Source organism: Actinophytocola sp. (assembly GCF_036378875.1).
Classification (GTDB): Bacteria; Actinomycetota; Actinomycetes; order Mycobacteriales; family Pseudonocardiaceae; genus Actinophytocola.
In genome coordinates, this window is sequence record NZ_DASUVO010000103.1 from 42557 (window position 1) to 58734 (window position 16178).

12 protein-coding genes are annotated in these 16178 nt (G+C 69.3%); 4 read left to right on the top strand and 8 right to left on the bottom strand.

What is annotated here, in order from left to right; all coding sequences use genetic code 11:
* Positions 1–4 precede the first annotated feature (4 nt).
* The gene (locus VF106_RS31470; RefSeq protein WP_330843526.1) at positions 5–475 is read left to right on the top strand and encodes a SixA phosphatase family protein; all 471 of its coding nucleotides are present in this window, start codon (positions 5–7) and stop codon (positions 473–475) included.
* An 18-nt stretch (positions 476–493) separates the two neighbouring features.
* On the opposite strand, the gene VF106_RS31475 is transcribed toward VF106_RS31470, so the two are convergent.
* Positions 494–841 (bottom strand): hypothetical protein, encoded by a 348-nt coding sequence (locus VF106_RS31475; protein ID WP_330843527.1) that lies wholly within the window; start codon positions 839–841, stop codon positions 494–496.
* A gap of 280 nt (positions 842–1121) precedes the next feature.
* Here VF106_RS31475 and VF106_RS31480 point away from each other — a divergent pair, with 280 nt between their 5' ends.
* Entirely contained in the window at positions 1122–1325 is a 204-nt protein-coding gene (locus VF106_RS31480) for a cold-shock protein (RefSeq protein ID WP_330843528.1), read from the top strand.
* Between the two features lie 67 nt (positions 1326–1392).
* Here VF106_RS31480 and VF106_RS31485 read toward each other — a convergent pair whose 3' ends face one another.
* The 3 genes from VF106_RS31485 to VF106_RS31495 form a co-directional block, all read right to left on the bottom strand.
* On the bottom strand, positions 1393–3294 hold the full coding sequence (locus VF106_RS31485; RefSeq protein ID WP_330843529.1) for a glycosyltransferase: 1902 nt from the start codon (positions 3292–3294) through the stop codon (positions 1393–1395).
* A gap of 152 nt (positions 3295–3446) precedes the next feature.
* Positions 3447–5366 carry a glycosyltransferase gene (locus VF106_RS31490; protein WP_330843530.1) on the bottom strand — a complete coding sequence of 640 codons (1920 nt, stop codon included), beginning with the start codon at positions 5364–5366 and terminating at the stop codon, positions 3447–3449.
* 104 nt (positions 5367–5470) lie between these two features.
* Positions 5471–8284: a PQQ-dependent sugar dehydrogenase gene (locus VF106_RS31495; RefSeq protein WP_330843531.1), complete on the bottom strand. Its 2814-nt coding sequence runs from the start codon at positions 8282–8284 to the stop codon at positions 5471–5473.
* Between the two features lie 237 nt (positions 8285–8521).
* Between VF106_RS31495 and VF106_RS31500 the strand changes: the two genes are divergently transcribed.
* Positions 8522–10513, top strand: a complete 1992-nt coding sequence (locus VF106_RS31500; protein WP_330843532.1) for a DUF6541 family protein — start codon at positions 8522–8524, stop codon at positions 10511–10513.
* 42 nt (positions 10514–10555) lie between these two features.
* On the opposite strand, the gene VF106_RS31505 is transcribed toward VF106_RS31500, so the two are convergent.
* From VF106_RS31505 to VF106_RS31520, 4 genes are read right to left on the bottom strand one after another with little or no spacing between them, the layout of a single operon-like run.
* Positions 10556–11446: a glycosyltransferase family 2 protein gene (locus VF106_RS31505; protein ID WP_330843533.1), complete on the bottom strand. Its 891-nt coding sequence runs from the start codon at positions 11444–11446 to the stop codon at positions 10556–10558.
* Positions 11443–11811, bottom strand: a complete 369-nt coding sequence (locus tag VF106_RS31510) for a DUF2304 domain-containing protein (protein WP_330843534.1) — start codon at positions 11809–11811, stop codon at positions 11443–11445. Before VF106_RS31510 ends, VF106_RS31505 begins: the two co-directional genes overlap by 4 nt.
* Positions 11808–12578: a glycosyltransferase family 2 protein gene (locus tag VF106_RS31515; protein WP_330843585.1), complete on the bottom strand. Its 771-nt coding sequence runs from the start codon at positions 12576–12578 to the stop codon at positions 11808–11810. The genes VF106_RS31510 and VF106_RS31515 overlap by 4 nt, the downstream gene beginning before the upstream one ends.
* A gap of 23 nt (positions 12579–12601) precedes the next feature.
* Complete coding sequence (locus VF106_RS31520) at positions 12602–13939, bottom strand: hypothetical protein (RefSeq protein ID WP_330843535.1); 1338 nt, start codon at positions 13937–13939, stop codon at positions 12602–12604.
* A 113-nt stretch (positions 13940–14052) separates the two neighbouring features.
* Between VF106_RS31520 and VF106_RS31525 the strand changes: the two genes are divergently transcribed.
* On the top strand, positions 14053–16170 hold the full coding sequence (locus VF106_RS31525; RefSeq protein ID WP_330843536.1) for an acyltransferase family protein: 2118 nt from the start codon (positions 14053–14055) through the stop codon (positions 16168–16170).
* Positions 16171–16178: the final 8 nt, after the last annotated feature.

The window sequence follows — 16178 nt, forward strand, 5'->3', positions numbered from 1 at the left end:
GCGCATGGCTCGGACCCTCGTCGTCGTGCGGCACGCGAAGTCGGACTGGCACCGGGACCTGCCCGACGAGAAGCGTCCGCTGGCCGCGCGAGGCCGCCGCGAGGCTCCGCTGATCGGACCGTGGGTGGCCGACAACGTCGGCAAGGTGGACCTGGTGGTCTGCTCGACCGCGACCCGCGCCCGTCAGACGCTCTCACTGTCCGGCCTGGTCGCCGGCGAGGTCCGCCACGACGAGCGGGTGTACGCCGCGACCTACCAGGAACTGATGTCGGTACTGGACGAGCTGCCCGACGACGTGTCGACCGCCGCGCTCGTCGGCCACAATCCTGGCCTGTCGGACCTCGTGCGAATGTTGACCAACGAGTCGCTGGAGCTGAAGACCTCCGCGCTCGCCGTGATGACGTGGCGTGGTGGCTGGCCAGACGTGTGGTCGAGGAGGGCAAGCCTGGTCAGCCACGCGACACTGCGCGGCTGACCAGCACCTTTCGCCTGTCTAGGAGTTGGTCTTGATGTCACGCATCGCGATGGGGGCGCCCGCGAGGTCCTCGTCGTTGCAGAGGAGCTTCACGTCGTAGTACGGAGAGTCACCGCTGTCGTCATAGTCCAGGTGGATGGCGATGACGTCGACTGGTTCTCCCAGCCATTCCTGCGTCTGTCGCAGCCAGGCGGCCGAGCGTTCCAGCGCGGTCGGCAGGTCGTCGTCGCGGAACTCGACCGGGCGGTACGGAACGCCGTACACCTGGTCCTCACGATGGGCAGGACGGGGTAGATCGACCGAAACCCCCGCGTCGTCGAGATCGAGAGCGATGGAACGGGGCTGGTCACTAGCGAGCTCACTCACACTACGAGCGTGTCTCAGCCCGTGATTCGCCGCAACCCTTCGCAAGGGGTTTCACGGTCCGGTGGACCGCAGCGTCATCATGCGAGCACTGTAACCGTCATAGTGCGCTCTGTCGGTCCCGTGTGGTTGACTGTCCCTGGTCGTAGTTGAGTTCGTGTTCGATCACGCTCGCGAACGATTGCGGGCGCGCGGGTTAGCTGTAGGTTGAGTCGCCGTCTGAACCGGCCAACAGGTTGTCGCAACCGCGGCAGCCTGCACAGCAGTATCAGGAGATTGTGTAGTGGCACAGGGAACTGTGAAGTGGTTCAACTCTGAGAAGGGCTTTGGCTTCATCGCCCCGGACGGTGGCGGCGATGACGTCTTCGTCCACTACTCGGAGATTCAGGGCAGCGGCTTCCGCAGCTTGGACGAGAACCAGCGCGTCGAGTTCGAGATCGGCCAGGGCCAGAAGGGCCCGCAGGCCACCGGCGTCCGCGCCGTCTGATCTCGTCAAACGCTGAACAACGCGAGGGCCACCGGGTTCGTCCCGGTGGCCCTTTCGTTTGTCCGTACTAGCTGGTGAAGACCTTGCGCCACGACTCGACCGAGGTCAGCTCCGGCACCGCGGCCCGGTACTGCTCGACGAGCCTCGGCCACTCGGCGATCAGACGGCGGTAGTTGTGCGCCGTGCGGGCGGCCAACTCGCGGAACACCTTCGGGTCGCGGCGGCGGAACGCCACCCCACTGCCGTCGGCGTTGGACACCGTCGCACTGTCCAGGTTGCCGAGCAGGAACCACAACGCGCTGTTGGCCGAGACGTTGACCTGAGGGCGCTCCACCGCGTTGGGGTCAGTCCCCCGCAGGTTGTGGACCAGCGCCTTACCGGCCCGCAGCGCGATCCGCGCCGGGTGCACCGGCGGGTGGAGCATCTGCTCGGCCTTGACCATGTCGAACGACGGCGGCGGGAACTCCCGCGCGGACGGCGCGAACTGCGCGTCCGTGTACTGCTTGCGCAGTGCCTGGATCTCCGGCAGCCCGTTCTTCAGTGAGTCGAACAGCCGCTCCGGACCGGCCATGAAGTCCTCGAGCGCCTTGTTCTCCAGGGCGGCGGTCGAGTACTCCATCGAGAACAGCCGCCGCACGGCGACCCGGGCGCCCTGCACCAGCAGGGTCTTCCGCAGGTCGTACGGGCTGTGCAGCGCGCCCATGATGAGGCGGTTGCGCAGGTGGAAGTACGCCGTCCAGTCCTTGGTGTCGTTCTTGTCGGTCCACGGCTCGTGCCACACCGCGGAGCCGGGCAGTGTCACCGTCGGCATGTCGAGCTTGCCGGCACGCAGCGAGTACTCGGCGTCGTCGCACTTGAGGAACAGCGGCAGCGGCAGGCCGGTCTTCTCGAGCACCTCACGCGGGAACAGGCACATCCACCAGCCGTTGTAGGTGGCGTCGATGCGCTTGTGCAGCTCGGGGCTCTCCCGCAGCGAGTACTGCCCGAAGTCGTGGTCCATCTTGGCGCCCGGCGCGGCACGCCAGACGCAGGTCGCCATGTCGACGACCTCACCCATCGTGTGCAGGCGCGACTTGGCCTGCAGGTTCAGCATCTGGCTGCCGACGATCACCGGCTTGGCGGCGGCCCGCGCGAACATGTTGGACCGCAGGATCGAGTCGGTCTCGATCGCGATGTCGTCGTCCATCAGCATGATCTGGTCGACCGTGCCGGGCGAGGTGTGCTCCAGCGCCTCGTAGAACGCACGCGTGAAGCCGCCGGCGCCGCCCAGGTTGCCCTGCTCGATGACCTCGAGCCGGTCACCGAGCGCGTTCACCAGCTCGCCGTAGCGGGCGTGGTCGCGCACCTTCTTGGGGCCCTGGTCGGCGACGAAGACCTTGCTGACCACGTCGAGCACGGCCTGGTCCTCGCCGAGCGAGAGCAGGGCGGCGACACAGTCGTCGAGCCGGCTGAACGTCGTGGTGCCGATCGCCATCTTCTGGCGCCGCAGCGGCTTGTTCGACAGCCAGCACGCGTCGGTGATCTCGAGCGGGATGTTCTCGGTGAACACGTCGAACCACAGCCAGCCACCGTCCTCGAACGGCGCGAGCGACACGTCGAACTCGAAGGCCTGCCAGTCGTCCTCGGCGTGCACCGGCGCACCGGTCAGGTGCACGAGGTCACCGTTCGGCTTCGAGCGGTACACCTCGACGCGGCCGGCGCCCCGCACCCTCAGGTGCAGCGTGACCTGCTCGACCGTGGTCCAGCGCTTCCAGTAGCTGGCCGGGAACGCGTTGAAGTACGACGCGAACGACACCCGTGCCGACGGTGGCACCTGGAGCTGGCGACGGGAGGAGACGTGGCAGTTCACGTTTTCCGGCTCGTCGAGGTACAACGGCCGGACATCGAGCGGATCGCTCTCTTTTGGCAGGATCACGCGCCAGAGCACGCGATCGGCGTCAGGCTTGCTGGCAGTCGCCGGCTCGGCCACGGTTCTGCTCCTCCAGGAAGTGACTAGGACTTGCGGTCGTCAACCCGCACCCCAGCCGAGATGGTTGGGGGGTGGCGCCGAGACTCGGCACCGTCCACCTACTCCAACCGCATCCTAGCCGCCCGTGGCTGGGCGGCGCCCGCGGGACAGGATCACTCCAGCCCGTAGAGCCGGCGCCAGTTGTCTCGGCTGGTGAGATCGGCGGCGGCGGCCCGGTACTCCGCACGCGCGCGCGGGAGCTCCGCGACGATCCGGCGGGCGAGCTTGCCGGCCTGCTTGGCCAGCTTGAACGTCAGCTCGCGGTCCCGGCGCCGCACGCGCACGCCGCCCTGGGAACCGTCGGTGACGACGACCGTCTTGAACTGCGAGAGGTGCCACCAGGTGGCGTCCTCCTGCGCGACCGAGCCGATCTCGTGGACGGACTTGCCGAGGGCGAAGTAGATCAGTCGCTTGAGTAGCACCACGCGGTTCATGCTCGGCGCCGGCCCGGCCTGGACCATCGGCATCTCGCCAGCCCGCAGGCCGGGGACGTCGGTCGCCGAGTGCATGACCGTGTCGGGGAAGTCGGCACGCAGGGCGTGCACCTCCCGCGCCGCGGCCGCGCCGCCGTCATGCAGGAAACCGGGGCCCTTCAGGTAGTCCTCGACCGCCTTGAGCACCGTGGCGGCGAGGCCGTACTGCATGGACAGCAGGCCGCGGACGACGCGGGAGAGGATGACCCGCGCGATCTGCTTGGGGTCGATCTCGGCGTGCAGCGAGGAAACGATCATGGCGTTGCGGACCGCGAAGTACTCGTTCCACTTGTCCGCGTCCTTCCAGTCGAAGTCCGCGTGCCACAGGCCGGCGCCCGGCAGTGTGACGGTCGGGAAGCCGTTGGCGCGGGCACGGTAGCCGTACTCGACGTCGTCCCACTGGAAGAACAGCGGCAGCGGCAGCCCGATGGTGGCGACCACCTCGGCCGGGATCAGGCAGGACCACCACGCGTTGTAGTCGGCGTCGACGCGGCGGTCACCCCGGTTGGGCTTGCCGGTCGGCACGCCGTCCTCGTCCTCCGCCTCCTCGGTCACGTCGACGTCGTCGAGCGCGCCACGCACGACCTGGCCCGGCACGAGCTGCGCGAAGTCCGCGTACTCCGCGCCGGCCAGCAGGATCGTGGGGTGCAGGAGCCGCAGCATCTGGCCGCCCACGATGGTCGGCTCGGAGGTGCGGTTGGCGAACGCGGTGAGCCGCACGGCGATCTCCGGCTCGCACAGCACGTCGTCGTCCATGAGCAGCACGTTCGCGTGTGCGGAGCCACGCTCGGTGACCTCGTACATGCCTCGGCCGAAGCCGCCGGCACCACCGAGGTTGGGCTGACGCAGGTAGCGCAGCCGCCCGGCGAGGTCCTGCTCGATCGTGGCGAACGCCGGCCGGGACTCGACGGTGTCGGTGCCCTGGTCCACCACGTAGATCGCGTCGAGCACCTCGAGCGCCTCGTCGTCGGCGGCCAGGGACTGGAGGGTCTTGGTGCAGTCGTCGGCACGGTTGAACGTGCAGATCACGACGGCTGTCGGGCGGAGGCGCTCCGGCGACTCGACGGTCCAGCGCAGGCGCTCCACGACCAGCTCGGCGTCGGACGCGGCGAACTCCAGCCACAGGAAGCCGCCGTCGAGGAACTTGTCCAGCTTGGTGCGCAGCGTGACCTGCCCGCCGTGCTGCGCGGTGACCTCCTCGGCCGCGACCGTGCGCGTGTCGCCCTTGCTGTCTGAGGCGATGAGCGCGACGCGGCCCGTGCCGGCCACGGTCAACTCGGCCTGGACCTCGGTGACCACCGTCCAGCGCTGCCAGTAGCTCGCCGGGAAGCGGCCGAAGTACGTGTCCGTGGACACCTCGGAACCGGCGTGCACGACGAGCCGCTGCCGATGCCGCGCCGCGGTGCCGACGACGATCTGCGCGTACAGCTCGTCGGGGCAAACCGGGTCGGGACCGCGGAACAGGCCGCGCTGCGCGACCAGGCGGCCACTTGGCACGTGCTCCACGAGTCGCTCGTCGGGGGCCGAGGTCTCACTGGCGGTCGAGGTGCTGCCGAGCATGTCGAGTCCAGTCCTCCTGGGAGTAGGCAGGTTGTCCCAGGGTACCTACGCAGCACCGTGTGGTTACCGTTAGGTCACAACTGGGCGGCTGCCAGGCCACAGGTTCATCTCCGAACATCGACAACCCAGCCATACAACGAGTTGTAGAAGATGTAGCCGCCCTGGAAGTCCGAACGGCGCCCGCCTGGCACCGCCCGTTCGCCGGTGATCGGGTAGCCCAGGTACGAGCGCTCCCACCCCAGCGCGGCGTACCGGCCACGGATCGCGCCGACGACCTCCCACGCGCCGGTCGCGGGTGACCAGAAGATCGTGCCGCGCTCGAAGTGCTGGATACGACCCGTGCGGTTCGCGGTGTAGCCCTCGGGGCCGGTCGGGAAGCCGAGTGCCGGCCCGCCGCCGAGCGTGGCCCACCGGCCGAGCACCGCGCCGTACAGCTCCCACGCGCCGTACCACGGTGTCCAGTAGATGGAGCCGCGCTCGAAGTGGTTGAAGCGGGCGTTGGGAGCGCCGCCCTCGTCGGTGATCGGGTAGCCGAGGGCCGACGTCTCGGCGCCGATGGCGCGGTAGCGGGCGTGGATCGCGCCGATCAGCACGTGTACGCCGGTGTTCGGGTGCCAGTAGATGCCCTGTCCGCGGGCCAGCAGCTGGAACCGGCCGCCACCCGCGCCGGCGAGCTCGTCCGTTGCCGGCATGCCGAGCACCAGGTGCCCGCCGAACGACAGGTACTTCCACCGGATCGCGCCCACCATCACGTGTGCGCCGGTCGCGGGCGACCAGTACATGCTGCCCCGCGCGTAGGTGCGCCACCGGACGGTCGCGTCGCCCTGCTCCACGGCGGTCGGCTCGCCGAGGCTGGACCGGAGCGTGGCGTCGGCGTCGTACCGGCGGTCGATCGGCGTGGCGTAGCGGACCTCGACGACCTGGTCGGCGTCGGGCAGGGTGATCGTGCGGACGCGTTCGGTGGTGCCGTCGCCCCACCGGTCGAACGTGGCCACACCGTCGAGTGCCTGGTCCGGCGCGGTGATCGTGAGCTGGGTGCCGACCGTGAACAGACCGGACGAGGTGGTCTCGCCGCCGATGCTGAAGGCGGCCGGTGTCGTGCTGTCGATGGTCACCCTGCGTTGCCGCGGCCATACCACGAACGTGGACGACGTGATGGCGCCTGTCGAGTCGGTCGCGAACGCCGTGACCTCGAGCCTGCTGTCCCCGGGATGGCCATCGAAGGTGAGCCGGAACGCCGGACCGTCCTGCCGGGCCCCGGGGTGCCGGTGGCAGTCGGCCGGTGCCACGCAGTGGACGAAGTCGGTCGCCCAGGTCACGGTGACCGGGCCGTCCTCGGCGTCGGTCGCGGAGGCGTCCGCCGCGACGAGGTCGCCGACCGCGTACGTGTAGGCGGGGTCCGGTGCCCGCAGGGACAGTTCCGGCGCGTGGTTGCCCGGATAGACGGTGGCCGTCGTGGTGGCCGTCGCGCCGCCGGGGTCACTGGCGGTCAAGGTGACCGTGAAACTCTCCTGCGTGGCCGGGTAGACGTGGCTGACCTGCTCGCCCGTACCGGTCCCGCCGTCGCCGAAGTTCCACGTGTAGGTCAGCGGGTCGCCGTTCGGGTCGGTCGACTGGGCGGCGTCGAAGGTGACCGTGCGTGCCGCCGCCTCGACCGTTGAGGTGATCGCTGGATCGGGTGAGGAGTTGCCGGGCGCGTACACGAGCCGGCGCAGCTTGCCGGACGCGATGTCGGCGTAGACGACGTCCCCACCCGTCGGGACGGTGCCGAACTTGACCGGGGCGCCGATCCCGTTGCCGAACCCGGCTGTCTCCGGCGACGTGGTCAGCACGCCGCGGCCGTCGAAGTCCAACGTCCACAGCACCTGGTCGACGTAGTCGCCGAAGAAGTAGCGGCCCCGGTACTGGGTCGGGTACGAGTCCCCGGTGTAGAACACGCCGCCGGTCACCGCGCTGCCACCGACGTGCGGGTACGAGTACAGCGGCTTGGCCGTCGAGACGCCCGCGCACTCCGGGTACTCCTGCCAGCCGGTCTGTTGCCCGCCCTCCCAGCACGGCCAGCCGTAGTTGTTGCCCGGGGTGACGAGGTTGACCTCCTCGACGGCGCCTGCCCCGACATCGCCGAGGACCGGCCGGCCGGTGCCCGGCTCCAGGCTGAACCGGAACGGGCTGCGGAAGCCGCTCGCGAAGACCTGGCTGCGGGGTGCGCCCGGGTTGGCGGGGTCGTAGTAGGGGTTGGTCGCCACGCCGGAGCCGTCCGGGTTGACGTGGAGGAGCTTGCCGTGCGGGTCGTTCAGGTCGAGCGCACGCAGCGAGGCGCGTGGGATGCCCAGGTACTCCGCGTTGTCGCCGATGGAGATCCACACGGTGCCGTCGGCCGCGGCGACCAGGCCGGTCAGGCCGTGGGTGTGGTAGTCGGCGTAGGTCTGTAGGACGGTCTGCTCGTCCGCCAGTCCCACCGGGCTGCCGTCGGCGTCGGTGGTGGCGGTCCAGCGGCTCACCCGCAGCACCCCGTTCGCGCCGGAGCCGGGACCGGTCGCGGACACCGCCCGCGCGGTGTAGACCGCCCGGCTGGTCGCGTAGTCGGGCGCCACCGCCAGGCCGATGAGACCGAGGTCGCCCGTGCCGTTGGTCGGGAGGTTGGCGATCTGCACCGGCGAGCCCACCCTCGGCAACCACATGACCTTGCCGTACTTGCCGGCGACCAGGATCGTCTCGTCAGGCAGGTAGGCGAAATCGGTGAGGCCGTCGCCAAGACCGCCCGAGGAAATGCCGCGTAGACCCGTGTCGATGTCGCGGAGCACGAAGCCGTTCGCGAGTGTCGGCGCAGCGGCTGCGGTCGTCGCCGGCAACACGGTGAGGAGCGCCGCCATCACCGCCAGCACGGACAACAACACGGCACGAGACGAGGTCGTCACAGGGCGGCCCCTCACGATCGGGTCGGCAGGATCGACTGCGAGTTAGCTGGTCCTGCCCTGGGTCGCCCGAATAGGTGGCCGCGTTTCAACCAAACGGGTTAATACGTTCGAACGGCCGACACGAACGTCCGGTGAAAGGTTGACGGGGACGTCGCGCGAAAGGCACCTATCTATCCCTTTTAGAATCGGCTCCGCCCCAACGCTGGGATCCGGTCGAGACACGAGGTTGCCCCGCCGATGAACTGGTTCGAAGCCCTGCCCGCGATCGGTGCGACCGTGGCCTGGCTGCTGGTGCCCGGTCTGGCCGTCAGTTATCTGGTTGGACTACGCGGCATCGCCGCGTGGGGTCTCGCACCCGTCACGAGCATCGCGGTGATCGCCACCACCGCCGTCGTCGTCGAGAAGCTCGGGATCGGCTGGAGCGTGGGCGCCGCGCTGATCGCGTGCGCCGCGGTCGTGGTCGTGGCCGGGGCCGTGGGATTCCTGTTGCGCCGCAAGGCGATCTTCGCCGCGAACGCCGACCCGCGGGGCGTGTCGCTCGCCGGGTTCCTCGGGCTCCTGCCGGCCGTGGTGCTCGGCATGATCGGCGTGATCGCGGTCATCAGCGCGCCGGACGCCCTCAACCAGACCTACGACGCGTTGTTCCACTACAACGCGCTCGCCTACATCCGCGACTCCCACGAGGCGTCGTCGCTGACACTCGCCACGCTGGGCAACCCAGAGGTCAAGGGCGTCTTCTACCCGGCGGCGTGGCACGACGTCACCTCGCTCGTGATGATGTCGACCGGTGCGAGCATCCCGCTGGCCGCCAACGTGGTGACCATCGCGTGCGCGGTGCTCATCTGGCCGCTGTCCTGCCTGCTGCTGGTACGGCAGCTGTTCGGCCGGAACATCGGCGCGCTGGCGATCACCGGAACCCTCAGCATCGGCTTCACCGCGTTCCCGTGGGACCTGCTCGGGTTCGGGATCCTGTGGCCGAACCTGCTCGGCATGTCGTTCGCGCCGGCCGCGCTCGCGGTCGCCTTCACCGTGACGCGCTGGGTGAACGACGACGCGATCGGCGTGGGTCGCGGCTTGCTCGCCGCCGGGATCGCCCTGATCGCCGTCGGCTTCGCGCACCCGAACATCTTGTTCTCGGTCGGGGTGCTCTCGCTGTTCCCGATCGCGGCGCGGCTCGGTGTCCGCGCGTGGGAGTTGCACAAGGCCGGCCGCACGGTCCGCGGGGCCGTCGAGGTGGTCGTGGTCACCGCCTTCGCCGGGTTCGTGTGGTGGTACACCGCCACCGCGCCCGCGTTCGCCGCCACCCGCGACCAGTACTGGCCGCCGTTCGAGACACCGGCCAACGCGGTCGGCGAGGTGCTGCTGAACGCCACGCACGGGGCCAACGCGCTGTGGATGCTCTCGATCGTGGTGGTGCTCGGCGTGTTCGCCGCAAGCCGCGACTGGCCGGTGCTGCGACTCGTCGTCGTGGGACACCTGGCCACCACGTTCCTGTACGTACTGACCGCCGCCGTGAACGTGCCGGAGACCAAGAAGTTCACCGGCTACTGGTACAACGACTCACACCGGCTCGCCGCCGTCCTGCCGATCACCGCGGTGCCACTCGCCGTCGGCGGCATCCTGTTCATCGCCTCGAAGATCCTGACCAGGGACACGGAGAAGGTGTGGCGCGGTCGCACCGCCACCACGGTCACCGTCGGACTGGTGGCGCTGCTGCTCGTGGTCACCGGCGGTCTGTACCCGACCGACCGCGAGGGCCGGATGGCCGCCGGCTACCACGTGCCGGAGAAGGAAGAGCTCGTCAACTCCGAGACACAGGCGTTCTTCGAGCGGATCAAGGACGAGATCCCGGAGGACGCCCTGGTGGCGGGCAACCCGTTCAACGGCAGCGCCATGCTGTGGGCGCTCGAGGACCGCGAGGTGCTGTTCCCGCACTTCCGCAGCGTCCAGAGCGCGGAACAGGACTACATCGCCGCCCACCTGGACGACGCCGCCAGAGACCCCAAGGTGTGCCGCGCGGTCCGGAGCCTGGGCATCGACTTCCTGCTGGTGGGCGGCGGCACGTTCCGCACGACCGACCCCAAGTGGGAGTACTACGAGGGCGTGGACGACCCAGGCCGTTCGGCAGGCTTCGAGCTGGTCGACACGGACGGTGACAGCAAGCTGTACCGCATCACGGCCTGCGGTGTGCTGGGCGACGACACGAAGAGCCAGGCGTCCGGCTCGTAAGCTTTACGACGGGCTGCGGGGAACCCCCGCAGCCCGTCGTGATCAGCTGCGGCCTGGGCCGAAAGCGTGCCGTAGCAAGGGCTCCACGCCGTTCCGGGCGCGGAGCGCCTGCGGCAGCAGGGTCAGCGCGAAGAACCGGGACGACAGGTGCAGTCGCGCGACCCTGGCGGCCTTGTGCCAGCCGTGGGCGTCCATCTGGTCGGCCACGTCCGCGAAGAAGTTGCCCGCCTCGGTGAAACGGGAGCCGTCGAACGCGGTGGCCGACGACTCGCTCGCGTCGTGCCGGCGGTACTCGAAGCACACGGTCTTGTCCGCGATCAGGCGCTCGCCGCGCTGCACCAGCTCGATCAGCAGCGCCAGGTCCTGGATCACCTTCAGCTCGGGCCGGAACCGCAGGCCCTTGAGCGCCTCGGAGCGCCAGCAGATCGACGGGAAGTACAGCCAGTCGCCACGCAGCAGGCTCACGGCCAGGTTCTCGCCGGAAAGCCCGTACCGGCGCTCGAACCTCGGCGCGTACAGACGCTGCTTGGCCTCGTCGGCCAGCGTCCTCGTCGCGTTGCCCACGCTGTCGATGACCCGCACGCCCGGCTGGATGATGCCGACGTCCGGGTGGTCGGCGTGCACGCCACGCACGACGCGGACGTAGTTGGGCAGCATCAGGTCGTCACAGCCGATGATCACGGCCAGCTCGTGCTCGACGAGCTCGAGGCAGCGGTTGAAGTTGCCCGTCAGCCCCAGGTTCTTCGGGTTGTGCAGGTACCGGACCCGCTCGTCGTCGATGGTCGCGAACCACTCCGGCACGGCCGGGTCGGAGCTGTCGTCGACGACGGTCAGTCGCCAGTGGGGGTCGTCCTGGGCCAGGACGCTACGGACGGACGCCTGCATCAACGCGACGTCGCCGTAGAACGGCATCATGATGTCGACGGTGGTCATTCGGTCACGTTCTCGCGCTTGTCCTTCTGCAGCTGCTCGACCTCGAGCCGCAGGATGGCCTGGTCCTCGGCGAGCTTGCGGGTCTCGTTCTCCAGCCGCGACACCTCCCACGAGAGGTGCAGCACGACGCCGACCAGGAACACGATGCCGACGAAGAACAGGAGGTTGGACGGGACGGCCACACCGAGCAGGTCCGAGGACCAGCCCAGGATGCCCGGGAACACCGTGAAGACCAGCAGCAGGATGCCGACGAACAGCCACAGGACGGCGTACTTCTCGGTGAGCTGACGCCTGCGCAGGAGCTCCACGATGCCGGCGAGGACCAGCACGCTGCCGACCAGTTGGGCCAGGTACGTAGTGGTCATTGGACCACGCCTTCCTTCACGGGGCTCGGCTGCGACTTGCTCTCGAGCAGCTGCTGATCGAGGTCGTACCGGCGAATCAACGCGAGCAGCAGGGCGAAGCCGGCACGGAAGAGGTAGATCATCGACTTGATCGGCCGGTGACTGGGCTGGCCTCCGCGGCGGGGGCGCATGTGCGCGGGCACCTGCACGATCTTGCAGCCGGCGCGCAGCGCGATCACCATCGACTCGATGGTGTCACCCAGGTACTCGACCGGGTAGTGCTCGGCGAACACCGGCAACGCACGGCCACCGGTGGCCTTGAACCCGGACGTGGCGTCGGTCAGCTTGGTCTTGGCGAGCCGGGACAGCACCTTCGACAGCACGACCATCGCCCACTTGCGGGGGCCACGCACCTTGTAGGTGTCGTCCTTGCTCGTGAAACGCCCGCCGATGACGAGGTCCGCCTCGGACAACTTCTCCAACAGGGCGGGCACCTCGTTGGGGTCGTGCTGACCGTCGGCGTCCACCTGGACGGCGGCCTCGTAGCCGTGGCGGACGGCGTAGCGGAAACCCGCACGCATCGCCCCGCCGACGCCGAGGTTGAACGGAAGCTCCAACACGAGCGCGCCCGCCTCGCGGGCCACGTCCGCGGTCTTGTCGGTCGACCCGTCACTCACGACCAGCACCGGCAGGTCAGGTGTGGCGGCGCGAATCTCCCGCACCGTTTCACCTACTGTCAGCTGTTCGTTCCAAGCCGGGACAACGATGATCGCGCGGGCGGCAGGCACCTTGCTTGACACGGTTGGAAAGACTAGCCGGAAGTCACGACAGTCCCGGCACCGGCCGCCGCCGTGGCTGCCTCGCCGCCTTCACGCAGCGCTTTCGCCAGCGCACGCAACATGATGGCGACGACGAGCGCGGCGCCGGCGAGCTGTGCTATCACCCCCGCGTGGATGGGATCGCCTGGCAGGGCGAGCAACGCGACCAGCACCACCGTGCCCGCGGCCCACCCGTAGGTCACCTGCTTGTGGGCACCGAGGGCGATCAGTCCGGGCTGCAGCACGAGCGCGGTCATCAGCCCGACCGTGCTGACCCCGAGCAGGCCGACGACCGTGGTGGGGAGCCGGACCTCGGCGCCGAACAGCACCTGCACGGCCCAAGGCCCGACCGTGAACGACGCGAGCACGCCGAGCAGGCCGATCGCGAGCACGGCCATGAGGATGACCCGCAGCCGGGCACGGACGCCGGCGAAGTCGTGTGCGGACGCCGCCCTGGTGAGCGACGGCAGCAACATGGCCTGGACCGGCGCGAACAGGAAAAGCGGGATGCGGGCCAGCACGAACGCCGACGCGAACGCGGCCGCCGTCGCCGCGTCCTCCGGCAGGCGGGCGGTCACCACGATCGGTGCCACGTTCATCACGAGCAGCATCAGCATCGTGCCGCCGACCAGCAGCGACAGGGAACGTGCCATGCGCTTGACCGACGCGGGCTCGACGGTCACCTCACCGACCGTCACCTCACCGACCGGCTCGACCGGCTGGTTCACGCCCCGCCGCAGCCAGAACAGGCCGGCGAGCGCCCCGAACCCAGAGCCCGCCGCGAAGATCATCGCGTACCAGGTGGGGTCCGGCAGGCCCAGCGCCGCGATCACGATGCAAGGCAGGATCCGGGCGATCCCCTCGGCGCCCAGCGTCGCCGAGTAACCGGTGAACCGCTGTCGCCCGCCGAGCAGGCCGCGCACCACGTAGACGGCGGCCGAGGTGACCACGCTCAGCAGTACGGCCAGGAACAGTCCCCACTGCCCGGCGAACGCCTGGTCGGTGAGGATCGGTGACGCCACGAGCAGCACCACGAGCACCACGGCCAGCAGGCCGGCGGCGAGCAGCCAGGCGTGCCGGGTGACCGCGGCGACGCCCCGACCGGCGGCGGCCTCCGAGCTCACCGAGCGGCTGGTCTCCTGCTCGAGCGCGGAGAACACGCCCGGCCCGATGATGTTGACCATGAGATAGAGGCTCGCGATCGCGGCGGCGTGCGCCGGGTCGAGCGTGTGGCCTGCCAGTGCCACGAAGCCGTAGCCGGCAGCGCCGACCAAAGCGAGGCCCCCTGCCATGTAGATGGCGGGACCGAGACGAATACCGAGGCTGACCACGCCAACACGGTAGAGAACGTTCCTGTGCCCGGTGGTCCAGGGTCCACCGGAAAGCAACCCTCGGGGCGCCCCCGGTGTGTTGGGTAGTGACCTCACACATGGGGGAAACCAAAGTGGATAAAGGGAAAGCGCCGCGGGAGGACCGCGGCGGGTTACTCGTGCGCCCGTCATCCGGGTTCCGCACCGACATCCAGGCCCTGCGTGCCGTGGCCGTGCTGGCGGTGGTGGTCAACCACCTCTCGGCGAGCTGGCTGACCGGTGGCTACGTCGGCGTGGACGTGTTCTTCGTCATCTCCGGCTTCCTGATCACCGCGCATCTGGACCGCGAGATCCTCGCCACCGGGCGAGTCAGGCTCGGCGCGTTTTACGCACGCCGCGTACGGCGCCTGCTGCCCGCCGCGCTGCTCGTGCTGGGCCTTTCGGTGGTCGCGGCGTACTTCCTGTTGCCGTACCCGAGGTGGGCGGCGACCGCGGAAGAGGCCGTCGCGAGCGCGACGTACTGGGAGAACTGGCTGCTCTCGGCCAAGTCGGTCGACTACTCGGCGGCCAACACGGCGGCGAGCCTCGTGCAGCACTACTGGTCGCTGTCGGTGGAGGAGCAGTTCTACCTGGTCTGGCCGCTGCTGCTGTGGGTGCTCGCGCTGCGGCGCGTGCGGGTCGCCGGTGTCGCGGTGATCGGGGCCGCGTCGTTCGGGTTCAGCGTGTACTACACGGACGTCTCACCGAGCGAGGCGTACTTCGCCACCCCCGTACGGATCTGGGAGTTCGCGCTGGGCGCGCTGATCGCGCTCGCCGGCTCGCGGATGGTGGTGCCGCGCGTCGCGGCGGGGTTCGCGTCGTTCGCGGGCTTCGCGCTGATCGCCTTTGCCGCCGTGTCGTACGACCACCACACCGCGTTCCCGGGCTTCCTGGCACTGGTCCCGACCCTCGGCACGGCCCTGGTGATCGTCGGCGGGCTCTACCCCGGCCGGCAGTGGCACACCGCGGTGACCGCGGCCGGGCCGGTGCAGCTGTTGGGGAACATCAGCTACTCGCTGTACCTGTGGCACTGGCCGCTGATCGTGCTGGCACCGTTCGTGCTCGGCGACGTGCTGGACGCCGGACGGGTGACGACGCCGTACCTGCTGGCCGTGCTCGGCGCGTCCCTGGTGCTGGCCTACCTGTCGAAGGTGCTGGTCGAGGACCTCGGCAAGGTGGTCGTCCGCCGCACCGGGGTGACGTTCGCCGCGATGGTCGTGGGCGTCGCCGCGTGCGTGGTGGCGGCCTCGACACTGAACTGGACCTACGAACGGCACGTCGCCCAGGCGGAGCGGGACGTGACCGTGGCCCCGGATTTCACGGTGGTCCCGTGCCGCGGCGCGGTGGCCATGGTCAACGACTGCCCGGACCGGCTTGGTCCGGCGGACATCGTGACGATGGGTCCGGCGAACAGCTACGTCAACACGCCGGGGGACTGCGTCCTCACCGAACATGTCGACCAGGACAAGTCCGACCGGGACAAGAAGCTGTGGACCTGCGACTACAGCGGCGGCGACCCCGCCGCGCAGACGGTCTGGTTGTTGGGGGACTCGCACGCCCAACACTGGCAGCACCCGCTCTTCGACCTCGCTCGGGAGAGGAAATGGGTGCTGAAGATGGCGTTGGCACCCGGATGCCCGTTCGCGGACGTCGAGTTCACCGGCATCTTCGGCGCGGAGTCGGAGGAGGTCACGAAGAGTTGCGGAGAGTGGACGCGGCGGATAACCGACCTCGTCGCCGACGACCGGCCGGCGATCGTGTTCACCTCGTTCTTCGCGCGCCAGGAGCGTGCGGACGACGGCTCCGACCGTTCCCAGACCGAGCAGTACCGCGAGGGACTGGAGTCCTACTGGCGCGCATGGACGGACGCAGGCGCCCAGGTCGTGGTCCTGGTGGACCCGCCACTCACCACTGGACGCGACCCGAACTGTGTGGAGCTGAACCCCGACAACCCCGTGGCCTGTGCGGTGGACCGCGCCTCGGCGACCCCGGTCGACCCGTTGACCGAGGCGGCACGCGACGTGCCCGGCGTGACCATCGTGGACCTGACCAGTTACTTCTGTGACAGCCAACGGTGTTACGCGGTGGTCGGGAACGTGGTCGTGTACTTCGACGACGACCACATGAACTCGGAGTTCAGCCGCAGTCTGAAACCAATGATCGCGGAAGCGGTGGGTCTGTGTTCGGATTGCGTGGCCGCCGCGCCGCGCTAGCGTTGCCG